Consider the following 16,042-nt stretch of genomic DNA (forward strand, 5'->3'; position numbering starts at 1 on the left):
CGCCTATACGTTTTCGTCGAAGGTCTAAAGTTTTGGGAGGGTGGCTTCAAAAAAAATTTCTTTTTATTGGTTTTTTATTGGTTATCCTGACTTTCGCGCTTAGCCTTCAGCCACTTCGGAGCACCCTTGTCTTTCTTGTCGCGGAGCCGCTCCTGCTTGGTTGCAGCCGGCTTTGGACGCGGTGCGGGAGCAGCGCTCTCGGGCTTGGCAGCGCCTTTTTTTGGCTTCCGTTCTTCCTTCAGCAATGATTCCCATTCCTTGCTGTTCTTTGGCGCAACAAAGGAACGCGTGCTGACTTCCTGCTCTTCGGCAGCCCGGCGAGGGGACGGTCTTGCCGAAACCTTATTCGGCAGCTCGCTAGGAGCCACGAATTCGCCTTTGTACATCGCCTTCTCCGGCAGCTCGATACGAAGCGACTTGCGGAATTTGTCCATAATAAACCGTTCTTGCGGCGTAATAAGCGAGATAACGGTCCCTTTCCGCCCCATACGCCCGGTACGGCCGGCGCGGTGAACATAATGATCCGCATCAATAGGGGGATCCAGATTAATGACAAGCGGCAGCCCCTCTATATCTAGACCTCTCGCCGCTACGTCGGTTGCGAGAAGCAGCTGCGTTTTTCCTTCACGGAATCTGGCCAGCGTTGCTGCCCGGCGCTGCTTGTCCGAATCGCCGTACAAGGTCTCTACGGAGAAGCCCTCATAGCTCAGCTTCGCTTCCCAATTCGCTATATTTTCGGTAACGTTCAGGAACAAAAGCGCAGACTCCGGCTTCAGCATGCGGACAATCCGTCTAGCGGCATCCGGCTTGTCCCGTTTATCGCATACCACATAAAAGTTATCAATCGTCTCCGAAACCCGTTGCTCCGGCGCAATCTGAATGCGGACGGTATCCTTCATCCATCGTCCTTCGAACCGTGCCATTACTTCCGGATACGTTGCGGAGAAAAAGGCCAGCTGGCGCTCTTGGCTCATGGCAAACAGGATTGTCTCCACCTCGCGGGTGGAACCAAGCTCAAATACCTGGTCCGCTTCATCGATAACGATATGACGAACATCGCTGAGCTTCAACTTGCGCAGCTTCAACAGCTCGTGAATCCGCCCCGGGGTACCGATGACAATCTGCGGACGAAGCTTCAGCTTCTCGATTTGGCGCTTCATTGCCGCGCCGCCGATCAACTGCTGAACGCGAAGGCCAAGCGGCTCCGCATATCCTTCGGCTACCCGCACGATTTGCATCGCCAGCTCTTGCGTTGGAGCCAGGATAATCGCTTGAATTGCCCCCGATGATGGATTCAGCTGCTGAAGCATCGGCAGTAAATAAGCCAGCGTCTTGCCCGAGCCCGTCTGCGAACGCGCGGATACATCCCGGCCTTCCAGCAAGATCGGGATCGCTTCGGCTTGGATGGCCGATGGGACCTTTATGTTGTTCGCTTCCAGCTTATCGCCCAGCGCTTTCGTAATACCTAGATCATTCCATGTCTTTTGACTCATATACGTTCCTCTCTTATTCCACCGCTATTTTCGATTAAACCAACCGCCAAATACACGATCGGCGATGCGCGGGAACAGCTGATACAGCTTAATGCCAATAGCCGCTGTTTTTGGCAGATCCACTTCGGCTTTCCGCCGTTCCATCACTTTAATGATTTGCGATGCCACGTATTCAGGCTTCATCATAAACCAGCTTACGTTCTTCACGTAAGTGCCTGAAGGATCGGCGACATCGAAAAATTCGGTACGGATCGGGCCTGGATTAACTGCCGATACCATAACGCCGGTACCATTTAGTTCCATGCGCAGAGAATTGGTGAAGCCAAGCACCGCGTGCTTGGTTGCCGAGTAACCGGTAGACTTCGAGGAACCAATTTTCCCCGCCATGGAAGCGATATTAACAATATGTCCGCTTCCTTGCTTCAGCATGTAGGGCAGCACGGCTTTCGTGCATCGGACAACTCCCATGTAGTTGGTGTCCATCATCTGCTCGAAGCTCTCTACGTCTGCTTCCAGGAAGGTCTCAAATTTGCCAAAGCCCGCATTGTTCAACAGGATATCGATTTTGCCGTACTTCGCTATAATGGCATCAACGGTCTGCTGCACCTGCTTCATATCGGTTACATCCATCTGATACATCGGACATGCCGCACCGATTACGGCTGCATGCTTGCGAAGCCTTTCCAGATTCCGCCCGGTCAAGATCGGCAACGCGCCAAGCTTAGCCAGCTGTTTTGCCGTGACCGCTCCGATTCCGCTGGAGGCTCCGGAAATAAGGACAATTTTCCCCTTTAACACTCATCATCACCTGCATCCGCTTCGCTCATTCTCATCTCTTCAGTTTACTTGATCAGTCCCCGATTAGCAAAAAATAAAGCAAAAAAAATAGCTCCCGAAGGAGCCTGCTTCTATGTTACGATGCGACTAGGACTTGAATATCAAATTGACCGATTCCGTCCATAATGAGAGGTACCGTTAATGCCTGTCCTGCGGATAAGCTTTCGGCGCTAGCAGACTGAATAATTCTTGGAGGCGTAATATCTACGTTTACCCCTTGATTGAAAAGCATGGTGCTTGCGTTACCGCTAATCATATTGCCAAGCTCGGATATCGCGCTGCGGCCGATCTCGTCTAGCTCGGAGATCGTAAATCCGCCCATCATGGCTGAGACCATCTTCAGAGCTACCTGCTCGCTCAGTCCGAATACAATGTCGCCATTCATTTGCCCATTAATCCCAATCTGAATCCAAATGTGATTTTCTACTAATTCGATATTCTTCAGGCCTAGCTTTCCGGTGGAAGGCCGAATCTGGATCACCTGTTCGATGACGATCGTTGCGGCTTCAAGAAACGGATTAATGTATTCTGCCTTCATTAGCGGGAACGCTCCTTTTCGACAAAATTCGCACGTAGTCTATTCTATTTCTATTATACTTAATAACGTAGGACAAGTATACTAATATTATCATTATTGAAACTTAAGTCCTACGCAAATAGTCACTTTTTCATACTTAATTTGACAAAAAGTGGAGGTTTACTTCCATGCCTAACGTTTGGGCGCATCTCATATTTGGCCAAAAAGTACTTGATCAGCTGCAAGAGTCCGGACTTGCAGCCTCGGAACCGCTCCGCCGGTTATTTTATATGGGCTGTCAGGGTCCGGATTTCCTATTCTATCACCGTTTTTTGCCGTGGCAGGGAAAATCGCCCATGATCCAGCTTGGCACCGACATGCATAACCGGGACTGTGGGCCTGTCCTTATGAAGCTGCTTGATTCGGTTGTCGGACGTTCCGCGGATGCCGGTCAGCCTGATCCGGCTGTTGTGTATTCATTGGGATTTGTGCTCCACCATGTGCTCGACCGGCATATGCATCCGCTTGTCTTCAGCAGATCCGGTTTCCGCAAATGGGATCATCAGCGTTATGAAGTCATGATGGATACGATTATCGCCAGGCAGCAATGGGGAATTGAAACGTGGAAGACACCGGTATGGCGTAAAATTGATGTAGGAGGCCGGCTGCCGGAAGCTGTAGTGAGTGCCTTCCAGGCCATTACCGGCAGCTTCTATCCGGAGCTTGCACCGGTCGTCCGCGAGGAGGATTGGAATAACGCGATCCGGGATATGATCCGGGCTCAACGTCTGTTCCACGATCCAACCTCTATTAAACGAACGGTTACTTTTGGGCAAATTGAACCGTTTGTCTTTCGGAAGCAGGTGCCTTATGACGTGCTGAACGAGACCGGAACGCCATGGATTGATCCTTCGGACAAAACGGTTATCCGAGACGAGACAGCCTGGACCTTGTGGGACCGTGCGATGGAGGATGCGAAGCTGGTTATTCCAGCCGTCCTTCATTATTTAAGAGTTGGCAGCAGAAGGCCGGAGCTTCGTCAGCTTGCAGAAGACCGGATCGGCAACTTCTCCTATGAGACCGGATTGCCCTGCGATTCCGGCGCGATCATTCGATATGCAGAGCCGATTTGACCGGATGGCGGAATAAAGGAAGCCCCCTAAATCGGGAGCTTCCTTTATTTTCCTCATACCCTTACATCGCTTGCTGCTTCGCGGACTTCCGGTAGTGGAGTCGGACAAGGCGCAGCCTTTCATAGAGTACGTCCATCTGCTTTTCCTTCAAGCTGTCTTCGCCGTATACCTGCTGCAGCACGGGCTTCAAGTAGCGGTCACCGGCCTGGCGGAACGTTTCCCAGATCAGCTCTCTTTCCGTATCCGGCATATCGGCGAGCTCCCTTGCAATAAGCGGCTCAAAATCATAACCTTCGGTCTCCAGCTGTTCAATCCGGTCCATAATCTCGCGGCGGGGCAGCTCGAGCTCCGATTGCAGCTGTTCCATCGAACCGCCTTCAAATACAAAGCTCAAAATCCGCTTCTTCTGCTGCTGCCGGATCATATCGTTCTTGTATCGTGCCTCCTTCTGTTTGTACATCCATTGGGTATACGCAGCCGGCTCCAGCCTCTCGGTTACCCATTTCAGCGGAAAATCTGTCTCGCGGCCATGCTGTACCGTAACTTCCAGGAGCTCTTGCCCGTAAGCAGCATGTTTCTGCTCTCCCCAGCCCGGAATTTGCAGCAACTCTTCCGTTGTATAAGGAACAAATGCGCTAATCATCCACAGCATCCGGTTGGTGGCAACCAAGTAAGCCGAACGCTTCTCCGAGACTGCCTTCTTGCGGCGCCATTCCCGAAGCGCTTCGAACAGTTCCTGCTTCGCATGAAGCTCTCCGTAACACTGCAGCATCGACAAGAAGCTGCCGGCTCCTCCCCGCTTCTCCTCCAGCATGCCGTCTACGACAGGCGTATAGCCTTCGCCCATTTTTACTGCCACGCCATGACGGAAGCCGATCAGCATTTCTTCCCAGGACGTACCTTCAAACCAGCTGACTGCCTCTGCATCCCCCTCCGACCACAAGACTGCCCAGATGCCGTCTCTCTCGCAGATGGAGAGCTTTCCCGTTACAATAGTGCCGTCCTCAACGGGTCTTTCAAACGAGTTCAAAAAAACGATTTGCATGAATCATTCACTCCTTGATCAAAATGATAATCACGCGAATAAACGTAAACAAGCGTAAACGCAAAAAAAAAGCACCCCTCCTGCAAAAAATGCAAGAGAGGTGCTTCCTCACGTTCGTTTATTCGATTAGCTTTATGCTATCATAACCGAACCTTTCTTACAAGCGTTTTATTATTGTATAATGTGTGCAAACGATTAGTGGAGGCCTTATCATGCTGCTGCCTGAATATGATTTTATGTCCGATACAACGGAGGATACGTCCACAAGGTTTGTGACGTTTATTACGCCAAGCATGAAGCGTTTCGACCTCGCTATTATGTCGACGGCAAGATTTTACGGCAAGAAGCTGATTACCGATCTTCAAGCCGGTCGTACGGCTATCATCGGGCCGGATGATCTGGAAGAGGAAGGTTATCTCGAATATACCTTTAAGCTGACGGAGGAAGAAGCGTCTGAGCTCGCCCAGTTTTTATATTTTGTAGTAGGAGCGGTGAATTTTACCGATTAATCAAGGGTACACTGAGAGGGCGAACGCAAACTTAAGCCATTTCAGGAGGAGATATCGATGGATCGGTTTATGGACGAAGACCGCAGCGAATATACGGATTTATCGACAGTGGAATCGCAAAGGAATGACCTCTCGCACGAAGAGTTCCCGGACGGTTCCTACGGCTCGAGCATAACGGGGCCAACTGGCAAAAGCGGTCCTTGGCGCATTGATCAGCGGTCCTCAAGGCCTTACGGCTTTGAGAATCGCCAAATGCACGAGGAATATAACCGTGATTTTGCGGGCGATGATGATTACGACTCGCTCCCTGATGCAATGGATGAACCATAAAACAAAGCCCTGGCCAATGGCCGGGGCTTTGTTTGCCGTTATGGTCTTTGAGGGAATATGCCTTCCAAAGAGATAATGAAATGGAGTGCTTGGTAAGGCTGCATATTGTTATGGGGCTGAGAGCCCCCTGTAATTCCAACCGCCATAGGATTAAGGGAAACATCCGTTTTATCGGAATAATATTGGATTCCACCCCGGCCAGGCGCGCCCGCCATTGCCCAAATATCATTTTGCGCCTCCGTTTTGTTAGAAGCGGATTGAGCGTTTGCCAGATGGGTATGGGCAGGAATTTCGGTCTGAAGCAGCGTTACGCTGGGTTCGCCGTTCATTTCGCCTAGATCTCTAAGCGAAAGTCCCGGTCCTTGTCCCCAATGCATCGGTGCGCGGCCTCGAAGATCCGGCAAAGCGAATGTCGTCTTGCCGTCGCCTCCGTACGTAACTCCTAGCAAAGAGAACAAAGCTGTATTTTGAACGATAGACATAATTTGACCATTGCAGAGTGCCCAGCCTCTTGGTGCATAGGTACCTGCAAACAACCGAATCTCGCCAATGTATGGATCCATTTCATTCAGTCCTTTCTACTAGTCTCTCGGAGGATAAATTCCTTGTAGTGCGATACAGAAATTGACAACCAAATACGGCTGCATATTATTATGAGGCTGGCTGCCGCCTGCCTGCGCAATGGCGTTCGGAGACATAATCGTATTGGGCTGCGGAGCAAAAGGCGATACGCTGGTGGAAGTCCCCCAGGCTTTTCCGGCCGGCCCCGATCCCGCAGCATCGGATCCGCCCTTAGCCTGATGATTATGCTGCGGCATCTCGATAATGGTAAGCGTATGAGCTTCCTCGCCGGCTGTCTGCCCTAATACGACGGTTGGGCTTGGATGAACCGGAACGCGCCCTTGCAGATTCGGAAGAGCGAAGGTGGTCCTGCCGTCGCCGCCGTAAGTTGTGCCAAGAAGAGAAAACAGCGCCTGATTCTGCTGTATCGACAAGAGCTGGCCGTTGCATTGCGCCCAGCCCTTCGGAGCAAAGTTGAACGGAAATTGCCTTACTTCGCCAAGAAACGGTTCTGCCATGATATTTCCTCCTTATTCTCTTTCTAGTATTGGGTCGGATAGATCCCCTCAAGCGCAATAATGAACGAAACAGCCAGATAAGGCATCATATTGTCATGAGGCTGGCTCCCGCCGGTCGCTCCAATAGCCGCAGCGTTTAAAGTAACGTCGGAGGCTGCGTCGGAATACAGATTTTTGTCGCTGACCGCCCAAAAAGCATTTTCCGGACTGTTGCTCGTTCCCGATAAAGTCGAACTGTTCGCTGCATGGGAGTGAACAGGAAGCTGATTCATAATCAACGTAACGGATTCGGTACCCGCATTTTGGCCAATCGCGTACATGCTGCCTGTCGTATTGTTGCGTCCCGTATGTACAGGCAAACGCCCCTGCATATTCGGCAGCGCAAAGGTAGATGTGCCGTCACCGCCGTACGTTGTACCGATCAAGGAAAACAAAACCTCGTTTTCGCTGATGGACAATAGTTGACCGTTGCAAAAAGCCCAGCCGACAGGAGCAAAATTGCCTCCAAACATGCGAATTTCACCTACGTACTGATCACTCATATTAACTGCTCCTCTCTCGTATCCGGCTGCCAGGCCATAGAAATATAAGGAGATGTTCCTCCCATAGCCTTGAAGCCAAGTCTTTCGTATAACCGCTTTGCCTGATTGTGCTCCAATACGCTGAGCTTAACCGGTAGACCTGCTGCCGCTGCTTCTTCCTGTAGACTGGATATTACCGCCGTTCCAATTCCCTTATTGCGGTAAGCGGTCAGCAAGGAAATATCAACGAGATGAATAGAGCCGCGCCTGGACGCAATGATCCTTCCGATTCTATTCCCGTCGAGAGTTACGATCTGCGTGACCGCCTCCGGGAACTGCAACGCATAAGACCTGGCCTGAAGCTCGAACTGCATGCGCAAAAAAGCTTCCGCGTCACCAGCCGGCCATCCCCAGGCTTCCGTCTCTTCGCGCCTTGTATCGGCATAAACCTCAAACAAAAAATCAGCATCTTCAGGACAAGCAGATTCGAATATCAGCATTGCACCCCCACATTTTAAGTAGTAAATATTAGCAAAATAGTAGTGCAATTCTACTATAGATTTAAGAGAAGGATATTGTCAATTAATGTATAAAAATATTAAAAAGAGCCCCTGCCTGAATTAGGCAAGGGCTTCAATACTAATCGATTTATTGCATTATGAATGTTTCGCTTCCACTGGAATCTCGTGCCGCGTCATGAGACCTTGACGCTTCTTCAATTGCTCCAAAGGCCCAGAATGAAGCCGGTACATCCTTCCAAGTAGGCGTTGTTACGCCGGTTAACGGACCGCGGCCAAGAATCCGGTTAACGATAACAACCGCTTCGGCACGGGTTAACGGCTGATCGGGACGGAACGTGCCATCCGAATATCCGGTCATGTAGCCAAGCTTTGCTGCCGCAGCAATAGGGGCAGACGCCCAATGCCCTTTCACATCGCGGAACGCCGGATTTGCGGCAACTGGATCAAGCTGCAGCCACTTGGCAATAATAGCGGCCATTTCGGCGCGCGTAATCGTCGCGTTAGGCTTGAAGCTGTGATCCGGATAACCGCTCAGAATACCAACCTGCTGACCCCACCGGATTGCTTCGGAAGCCCAGAAGTTACTGGATACGTCCTTAAAAGCGGTAACGGAGCCTTTGCCAGGAAGCGTTCCGGATAAAAGACGATACAGCATGGTGCTCATTTCCGCTCTGGTCACCGACTGATTCGGACGGAACGTGCCGTCGGAATATCCGGTCATATAAGCATTATGGTGCACGCTTGCTCCTTCTGCCGAGACAATCGTAAACGTACTGAACTTGTTTACTTGGATTTCGATGGCAACCGGATATCCTTTGTCGTTATAGACGATTTTACCGCGCTGGAATACCTTTTCGCCATCCGAATGTTCAATATATACGCCAAGGCTGGCGAGGAAAAGCTTTCTTTGATTCGGGTCGCTTGGAATCACGTTAGGATCCAGCGGGAAAGTAACCTGAACCGCTACTTTTGGCAAATTCGTCTCAATCGTCATCGGCATGCCGATCACGCTCACATTGCCAGATTTCGCGATTTTGCGGATCGCTTCCGCGTTAACCGTTCTGTCCTTCACCGCGTCCTGCTCATCCTTCTTGCGAATTGGCATGATATCGAAGAAGAACTCCTGGTTGCCTTTCATCGCGCCTAATGCCTCAGTGGATAGATGAAGCGTCGCATTCTCCGTTTGAATCTCCACTTGAATCGAGCTTTCGAGGAGATACTTGATGGAGTTGACGGTCAGTTTCACCTTCACCTTATCTGCCGGATCTCCGGGAATATCGTCCACGATAATTCTTATCGTGCCTTGGTGGGCACCAATTGCGCTTTCAACCGCTTGTTTGATTTTGTCTTCGTTCATAATGACGGTGTCCACTTTCTTGCCGCCGATGACCTCGCGTACAATATCAATCTGCACAATGACCTTCGGATGATCCGGGTCTCCCATTTCAACCGTTACTTGACGCACATTCGTGTTGCTGACCGGTCTGTTGACCACGTTTACGGTACGAATGACTTCTACCGCTTGATTGCCTGCAAGGTCAACCGCGTTATAATGCAGCGCGTAAGTTCCAAGCGCCGTGGTATTCACCGTTCCGGTAACCGTAGCCAGAGGAGCTGCCGGATTCGCATCCTTCACTTTAGCCCCTTGCTCCGTATAGGTGCTGCCGTTATAAACAATAACCGTATCATTGCCGTTTAATACGATAACCGGGGCCGTCTTATCGATCTTCACTTCGACTGATTTGACCTCGCTAATGTGATTATCGGGGTCGATGACTCTTGCGTAAAAGGCCGTTAGTCCTTCCTGAGTCACAACTACGGGAACGGTATAGCTCGTCCATGTCCCGCTGGTGCCCAGCTTGTACTCTATCTTGTTGTCAGGATCAGTCGTGACGGTCACCGTTACGTCTTTATTCGTCCAGTTTGTTTCACTCGGCGTAATCGAGAGGCTGTTGCTGACCTTGATGTTCTGGGTAGCGCCGATATGGTTAAGCGTTGTGCTGAAGCTGTTGCCTGCAGCATCCGAAATAACGGCTCCGTTTAAGGCTAATGCTCCGGAATCCACGCTTATGCCATCCGTATCTTGATCCTCCAGACGTACCGTGTAACGGAACTTGAGCTCGCTTGACGATACAGCTTCAAGGTATTCCGCTTTAACGACAGCAGATCCAACCTGTACTTCAATATATGGTTTTCCTGACGTGACATTCAGAATAACCGGTTCGCTTGCTTTAACGATAAAATCTAGGCTTGCCCCTGCATGATACGTTCCGTCAGCAGGTACGCTGACCAGACTCACAACAGGTGCCGTAGTATCGATCAGTACGGCACTTGTATCGCCTACGCTTGCAAGACTTAGTCCAGCCGCATTGCCTGCTTGGTCAGCCATTGCCGCGCCATTCAAGGAAATAGCTGCAGCAAGCTCGATGCCATCCGAATCCGTATCTCCGGATTGTACTTCATATTGGAATACAAGAGCGTTCGTACCCGATCCCGAAACATACGACGCCTGAACGGTTTTACCGTCAAGCTTCACATTGAGCTCTGGGGTACCGCCGGTTACATGAACGTTCTCGCTGAAATGAACCTTAAACAGAAGGTTTGCTCCCTCTTTGTAAGAGCCGTTTGCCGGAACCTCCACCTGCGTGACGCTTGGAGCAACTGCGTCAACCTTTACCCCAGCCGTACTGCCCAGACTGCTAAGAGCTGTAGCTGCGTTGTTGCCTGTTGCGTCCTTTAGCGTTCCTCCGTTCAGGTTCAGGACTCCAACTTCAATGCCATTCGCATCATTGTCGCCGGTTTGTACGGTATAGCGGAACAGCAGATCTTTGGTCCCCGTACCCGAAACATATTGGGCTTGCACCGTAGTTGAACCAAGCGTTAACGAGATCGAAGGCGTTCCGGTTACCGTTACCGCCTCATCGTAATGAATCGTGAAATCCAGGTGTTCTCCTGCCACATAGGTATCGTCTGTCGGAAGGTCGACACTTTCAATCGATGGAGCTATCGCATCGACGAGGACAGCGCTTGTGCTTCCAACGGAAGACAGCGTCACATTTGCCGCATTGCCAGCCGCGTCTTTAAGCGTGCTTCCGTTCAGGGCAATGGCATTGCCTGCTTCTATGCCATTTCCATCAAGATCGCCGGCTTGTACCGTGTAACGGAATAACAAAGCGCTTGTTCCCGTGCCCGATACATACGGCGCATGAACCGCCGTGGTACCAATCGTAAGAGTCAAATACGGCGTTCCGCCGCTGACCGTTACGTTTTCGTTAAAGTTAACCGTAAAATCCAGCTGGTCTCCTTCTTTGTAAGTTCCGTTTGCCGGAACAAAACCGCTTATAACGGTTGGTACAATCGCATCCACGCGTACCGTGCTAATGCTGCCTGCTCCCGTAAGAGCAAGGCCTGCCGCATTGCCCGCTGCATCCTGAATGGCAGCTCCGTTCAGAGTCACTGCGCTACCTACCTCAATGCCGTTCGTATCTTCTTGACCGGCTACGACCGTGTAGCGAAATACCAGCGCATTGGTGCCGGTTCCCGACACGTAAGAGGCTTGTACGGGCGTAGTCCCAATCGTTACGGACAAATATGGCGTTCCTCCGGTTACGTTAACAACCTCATCGTAATGAACCGCAAATGTTAATGCCTCGCCTGCTTTGTACGTTCCGTCGGCCGGAGCATCCAGGCTTATTGCTGCCGGAGATACGGCATCAACCTTAACCCCAGCCGTGCTGCCCAGACCGCTAAGTGCTGTAGCCGCGTGGTTGCCTGTTGCGTCCTTTAGCGTTCCGCCGTTCAGGTTCAGAGTTCCAACTTCAATGCCGTTTGCGTCATTTTGGCCGGTTTGAACGGTGTAGCGGAACAGCAATGATTTTGTTCCCGTACCTGAAACATATTGAGCTTGTACCGTAGTCGAACCAACCGTAATTGAGATCGAAGGCGTTCCGGTTACCGTTACCGCCTCATCGTAATGAATCGTGAAATCCAGGTGTTCCCCTGCCACATAGGTATTGTTTGTCGGAAGGTCGATACTTTCAATCGTTGGAGCTATCGCATCGACTAAGACGTTGCTTGTGCTGCCTACCGAAGCGAGCGCCAGAGCCGCCGCATTTCCGGCCGTATCTGCGATCGTTCCGCTATTTAAGTTGAGCGAAGCGCCCACGGAGATTCCGTCCAAGTCCACCTGACCCGCTAACACGGTATAGGTGAAAACCAAAGAATCCGTTCCCGTTCCCGTTACGTATGCCGCCTGAACGGTAGTAGAACCGATCGTAATAGGGAGGGTTGGCGAACCGGTAACCGTTACTTTCTCATTGTATTTAACCGTAAAGTTAAAAGTTGAACCTTCGCTGTAATAGCCATTACTAGGCACTTGCACGCTGGTGACTGCCGGTGCAACGGTATCCACCAACACGCCGCTAGTGCTTCCTGTCGTAAGTGTCAGAGCAGCAGCATTACCTGCTGCATCTTGAAGCGTCGACCCATTCAAAGCAAGCGAACTGCCTGCTTGAATGCCGTCCTGGTCAGCATCTCCCGCCTCCACTTCGTACTCAAACAGCAAAGAGCTGGTCCCTGAACCCGACGCATAAACGGCATGAACCGTAGCCGATCCAATCGTTACCGGCAAGTAAGGCGTTCCGCCGGTTACCGTAACCTTTTCGTCATAATGCACGGTAAATCCGAGCTTGTCCCCTACATTGTAAATACCGTCATTCGGCACATCTACGCTTGCGATAGTTGGTGCCTTGGTATCAACTATCACCGCGCTGGTGCTGCCTGCGGAAGCAAGCGATAAGCTAGCCGTATTACCCGCTGCATCGTTCAGCGCTCCTCCGTTTAACACTACGGTACCTAATTCAATTCCGTCTGTGTCCTCGTCGCCGGCTTGAACGGAATAAGTAAAAGTAATATCCTTTGTACCCGATCCGGACGCATAAGCGGCATGGACCGTTGTGCTTCCGATCGTTAACGTGATATAAGGCGTACCGGTTACGGCAACCTTTTCGTCATAATGGATCGTAAGGCTTAAGCTGCTGCCTGCTTTATAAAAACCGGCCGTCGGCACATCAATGCTAGCAACGGATGGAGCTACCGCATCGACAAGTACTTGGCTTGTATCGTCAACAGCTGCCAAGGTCAAAGCAGCCGCATTGTCCGCCGCATCCTTCAGCGTTCCGCCATTCAGCGCCAGAGCGCCGCCAACTTCGATGCCGTCCAAATCTTCCTGTCCGCTAAGCACCGTATACCGGAATAAAAGGGCGTTTGTTCCGGTACCGGATACATACGCAGCTTGGACCGTTGATGAACCGATGGTGATTGGCAAGGCAGGAATTCCGGTTACCGCAACATTCTCGGAATAATGAACGGTAAACTCCAGCGCTGAACCTGCTTTGTAACTGCTATCCGCGGGTACATCTACGCTCGTAACCGCCGGTGCAGTCGTATCAACCAAGACCGCTGTGGTGCTGCCAACGCCAGCCAAGGTCAAAACGGCATTATTATCCGATTCATCCTTTATCGTACTGCCATTCAGGGAAATAGCGCTGCCGACTTCAATGCCGTTATTATCATTGTCGCCAGCCTGCACGACGTAGCCGAATACTATCGTGTCCGTACCCGATCCGTATAAGTATTGCGCCTGCACTGTGGAGGATCCAATCGTTAAAGGCAGAGAAGGCGTTCCGCCCGCAACGACCACCTTTTTGCTAAAATGAACCCTAAAGTCCAGATTAGCCTCTGGCCCGTAGGTCTGGCTCAACGGCACGTCAACTCTGCTGACGGTTGGAGCTGTCGCGTCCACCAACACGGCAGTCGTACTGCCTGCATTGTTTACAGCGAGATTAGCATTATTCGTGGCGGCGTCTCTTAGGGAGCCGCCGTTTAAGTTCAAGCCGGAGGCAACCGTAATGCCGTCGGCATCAAAATCTCCAGCCTGAACGGTGTAGCGGAAAAGAAGGTTTGGGGTTCCCGATCCGGATACATAGGCTGCTTGAACGGCCTTGCTGCCGATCGTGATCGGCAAATAAGGCGTTCCCGTCACCGCCACCGGCTCATCATACTGAACCGTGAATTCGAGATCTTGCCCGGCCAGATAAGTTTTATTAGCGGGCACGGTTACACTGTTGACGGTTGGGGCAACTGCGTCTACCAGTACGATATTGGCGCTGATGCCGGAGAGCGCGAGATTTGCGTTGTTGTTTGCCGCATCCCGGATGCTTCCCCCGTTCAGCACCAGATTTGCCCCTGGCTGAACTCCGTCGGTATCAAGATCTCCCGCTTGGACCGTGTAGCGGAAAAGAACGTTTTGAGTTCCCGATCCGGATACATAGGTTGCTTGCCTCGAAGATGCGCCAATTGTAACCGGCAAATAGGGACTGCCCGTTATGTTTGCGTTCTCGCTGTAATGGACAGTAAAAGTAAGCTGATCGCCTATCTTATACGTGCCTGCAGCAGGCAAATCAACCGAACCGACGGTTGGGGCTACAGTATCTACTCTTACCCCTGCTGTGCTGCCGACATTATTAAGAGTCAGAGTCGCCACATTTCCAGCCAGGTCTTTGATGGTTGCTCCATTGAAGGTAAGAGTGCCAACCGTAATTCCGTCCGCATCGGATTGCCCGTCTAGCAAATCGTAACGGAATACCAGAGCGCTTGTTCCCGAACCGCTTGCGTAATTGGCTTGCACGCTTGTCGAGCCGATTGTAAGGCCAATACCAGGCGTTCCGCCCGCAACTTTTACAGGTTCATTAAAATTGACCGTAAACGTGAGGCTTTGTCCGCTGCCGTAGGTCGCGGTAGCCGGTACGCTAACTGAACTTACCGTCGGAGCTACGGCGTCTACTTTTACATTGGTTAAAGAGCCAATATTATTGAGGGTAAGAATACTATCTTCATTGCTGGCGTTTTTAATAGTGCCGCCGTTGAGGCTGATCGAACCGCCTAATTGCACACCATCCGTGTCAGACTGACCGTTCGCTACGGTGTAGCGGAAGGTGAGAGCGGTAGTGCCGGTACCAGATGCATAGGTTGCCTGCACAGTCGTCGAACCAATCGTAAGAGGGATGGAAGGCACCCCCGTTACATTGACGATTCGGTCAAAATTCACCGTAAAGTCCAGATTCTGTCCGGCGGTGTAGGTTCCATTCGGCGGAGCCGCCACCGACAGTACTTTTGCGTTTGTTGCCGTGGTCACTTCCAGCGTTGGTTTATTGGAAGGGGCGTTGTTGGAGTTAATGGCGAACTGATTGCTTGTACCTGGCGTGTCCTTGCTAGTCAGCACAAGGGTTGCTTTTCTGTCGCCTGCCGCCTGGGTCTTTATATAGGAGGTGATGTCAAGCAGCAAAAACTGATTTTGGGTAATTCCGGTCTGTCCATTAATGATGGTAACGTCTTTGGTGGGGATCTTTTGCGAAGATTCCGAAATTCCGTCGTCATTAGACCCATAGACATTTACGAATAGTGGGGCTGGGTCTGTATGGTCGTAGTCTACGTATGGCACGTACAGCTTTAGTATTGCGCTCGAAACGGTATCGTTGACAGGTATATCTTTCAAGTCAAATTGCATAACCGTTACAGAGTTTCCATACACCGGATCAAAATAAGTTCCAATCCAGCTATAACCCGGACCTACAGAGTCATCTCCATTAAAATAATAACCGGAATTATCGTGAAAATAATCCACGCTTGCCGGAATGGGAGCCAGCGCTGCCGCATAACCCGTTTGCGCGGGCAGCAGTCTGAACACGATTAATGCCAGCATCACCGACATAACGGCCATTCCTATTTTTCGTAAAACGCCTTTCATAATCCGCCTCCTTATTTGTTCAAATGACCCCTGCCCCGTACTGTTTGTTTCGTTGCTGTCGCTAGCAGATCCGCCGGTTTTCGCGCGCCAAAAACCCTCTCATTCGCCCTGCCACCCTGTTATCACCAATGGGCAATGCTAACATGAGAAGTTACTTATTTTTAGCCAATATAGGTCTTGTTTACCAGTTCGACATTTCTTTTCAGTTTCCTTTTTCCACCACAAAAACTTAGTATTTTTTGGCAAAAAA

At 51.0% G+C, this 16,042-nt stretch carries 12 protein-coding genes; 3 read left to right on the forward strand and 9 right to left on the reverse strand.

Annotated features, from left to right (window positions below):
- Positions 1–74: 74 nt before the first annotated feature.
- The 3 genes from WFJ73_RS18675 to WFJ73_RS18685 all read right to left on the reverse strand — a co-directional run bounded on the left by WFJ73_RS18675 (position 75) and on the right by WFJ73_RS18685 (position 2,868).
- Positions 75–1,493 carry a DEAD/DEAH box helicase gene (locus WFJ73_RS18675; RefSeq protein WP_336774496.1) on the reverse strand — a complete coding sequence of 473 codons (1,419 nt, stop codon included), beginning with the start codon at positions 1,491–1,493 and terminating at the stop codon, positions 75–77.
- 24 nt (positions 1,494–1,517) lie between these two features.
- A complete protein-coding gene (locus WFJ73_RS18680) occupies positions 1,518–2,291 on the reverse strand; it encodes an SDR family NAD(P)-dependent oxidoreductase (RefSeq protein WP_336774497.1) in 774 nt (257 codons plus the stop codon).
- 115 nt (positions 2,292–2,406) lie between these two features.
- Entirely contained in the window at positions 2,407–2,868 is a 462-nt protein-coding gene (locus WFJ73_RS18685) for a chemotaxis protein CheX (protein WP_336774498.1), read from the reverse strand.
- A 167-nt stretch (positions 2,869–3,035) separates the two neighbouring features.
- Between WFJ73_RS18685 and WFJ73_RS18690 the strand changes: the two genes are divergently transcribed.
- Positions 3,036–3,980 (forward strand): zinc dependent phospholipase C family protein, encoded by a 945-nt coding sequence (locus WFJ73_RS18690; RefSeq protein WP_336774499.1) that lies wholly within the window; start codon positions 3,036–3,038, stop codon positions 3,978–3,980.
- Between the two features lie 61 nt (positions 3,981–4,041).
- On the opposite strand, the gene WFJ73_RS18695 is transcribed toward WFJ73_RS18690, so the two are convergent.
- Positions 4,042–5,025 carry an HRDC domain-containing protein gene (locus tag WFJ73_RS18695; protein ID WP_336774500.1) on the reverse strand — a complete coding sequence of 328 codons (984 nt, stop codon included), beginning with the start codon at positions 5,023–5,025 and terminating at the stop codon, positions 4,042–4,044.
- A 212-nt stretch (positions 5,026–5,237) separates the two neighbouring features.
- On the opposite strand from WFJ73_RS18695, the gene WFJ73_RS18700 reads away from it, so the two are divergent.
- Both WFJ73_RS18700 and WFJ73_RS18705 read left to right on the forward strand, forming a co-directional pair.
- Positions 5,238–5,534, forward strand: coding sequence for a DUF3055 domain-containing protein (locus tag WFJ73_RS18700; RefSeq protein ID WP_336774501.1), 297 nt, complete (start codon positions 5,238–5,240; stop codon positions 5,532–5,534).
- A 57-nt stretch (positions 5,535–5,591) separates the two neighbouring features.
- Positions 5,592–5,864 carry a hypothetical protein gene (locus WFJ73_RS18705; protein WP_336774502.1) on the forward strand — a complete coding sequence of 91 codons (273 nt, stop codon included), beginning with the start codon at positions 5,592–5,594 and terminating at the stop codon, positions 5,862–5,864.
- A 38-nt stretch (positions 5,865–5,902) separates the two neighbouring features.
- Here the strand turns inward: WFJ73_RS18705 and WFJ73_RS18710 are convergent, their stop codons facing one another.
- The 5 genes from WFJ73_RS18710 to WFJ73_RS18730 form a co-directional block, all read right to left on the reverse strand.
- Positions 5,903–6,427: a phage tail protein gene (locus WFJ73_RS18710; RefSeq protein ID WP_336774503.1), complete on the reverse strand. Its 525-nt coding sequence runs from the start codon at positions 6,425–6,427 to the stop codon at positions 5,903–5,905.
- A gap of 18 nt (positions 6,428–6,445) precedes the next feature.
- Positions 6,446–6,943: a phage tail protein gene (locus WFJ73_RS18715; protein WP_336774504.1), complete on the reverse strand. Its 498-nt coding sequence runs from the start codon at positions 6,941–6,943 to the stop codon at positions 6,446–6,448.
- A gap of 23 nt (positions 6,944–6,966) precedes the next feature.
- Entirely contained in the window at positions 6,967–7,485 is a 519-nt protein-coding gene (locus WFJ73_RS18720; RefSeq protein WP_336774505.1) for a phage tail protein, read from the reverse strand.
- The gene (locus tag WFJ73_RS18725) at positions 7,482–7,964 is read right to left on the reverse strand and encodes a GNAT family N-acetyltransferase (protein ID WP_336774506.1); all 483 of its coding nucleotides are present in this window, start codon (positions 7,962–7,964) and stop codon (positions 7,482–7,484) included. Before WFJ73_RS18725 ends, WFJ73_RS18720 begins: the two co-directional genes overlap by 4 nt.
- A 148-nt stretch (positions 7,965–8,112) precedes the next feature.
- Positions 8,113–15,792, reverse strand: coding sequence for an S-layer homology domain-containing protein (locus WFJ73_RS18730; protein ID WP_336774507.1), 7,680 nt, complete (start codon positions 15,790–15,792; stop codon positions 8,113–8,115).
- Positions 15,793–16,042: the final 250 nt, after the last annotated feature.

The organism is Paenibacillus sp. MMO-58, from assembly GCF_037146255.1.
Classification (GTDB): Bacteria; Bacillota; Bacilli; order Paenibacillales; family Paenibacillaceae; genus Pristimantibacillus.

Bases quoted from the DNA above. Each gene is read 5' to 3' on its own strand.
- WFJ73_RS18675 (WP_336774496.1), bottom strand. From the start codon at position 1,493: ATGAGTCAAAAGACATGGAATGATCTAGGTATTACGAAAGCGCTGGGC.
- WFJ73_RS18685 (WP_336774498.1), bottom strand. From the start codon at position 2,868: ATGAAGGCAGAATACATTAATCCGTTTCTTGAAGCCGCAACGATCGTC.
- WFJ73_RS18700 (WP_336774501.1), top strand. From the start codon at position 5,238: ATGCTGCTGCCTGAATATGATTTTATGTCCGATACAACGGAGGATACG.
- WFJ73_RS18690 (WP_336774499.1), top strand. From the start codon at position 3,036: ATGCCTAACGTTTGGGCGCATCTCATATTTGGCCAAAAAGTACTTGAT.
- WFJ73_RS18705 (WP_336774502.1), top strand. From the start codon at position 5,592: ATGGATCGGTTTATGGACGAAGACCGCAGCGAATATACGGATTTATCG.
- WFJ73_RS18730 (WP_336774507.1), bottom strand. From the start codon at position 15,792: ATGAAAGGCGTTTTACGAAAAATAGGAATGGCCGTTATGTCGGTGATG.
- WFJ73_RS18695 (WP_336774500.1), bottom strand. From the start codon at position 5,025: ATGCAAATCGTTTTTTTGAACTCGTTTGAAAGACCCGTTGAGGACGGC.
- WFJ73_RS18715 (WP_336774504.1), bottom strand. From the start codon at position 6,943: ATGGCAGAACCGTTTCTTGGCGAAGTAAGGCAATTTCCGTTCAACTTT.
- WFJ73_RS18710 (WP_336774503.1), bottom strand. From the start codon at position 6,427: ATGGATCCATACATTGGCGAGATTCGGTTGTTTGCAGGTACCTATGCA.
- WFJ73_RS18725 (WP_336774506.1), bottom strand. From the start codon at position 7,964: ATGCTGATATTCGAATCTGCTTGTCCTGAAGATGCTGATTTTTTGTTT.
- WFJ73_RS18720 (WP_336774505.1), bottom strand. From the start codon at position 7,485: ATGAGTGATCAGTACGTAGGTGAAATTCGCATGTTTGGAGGCAATTTT.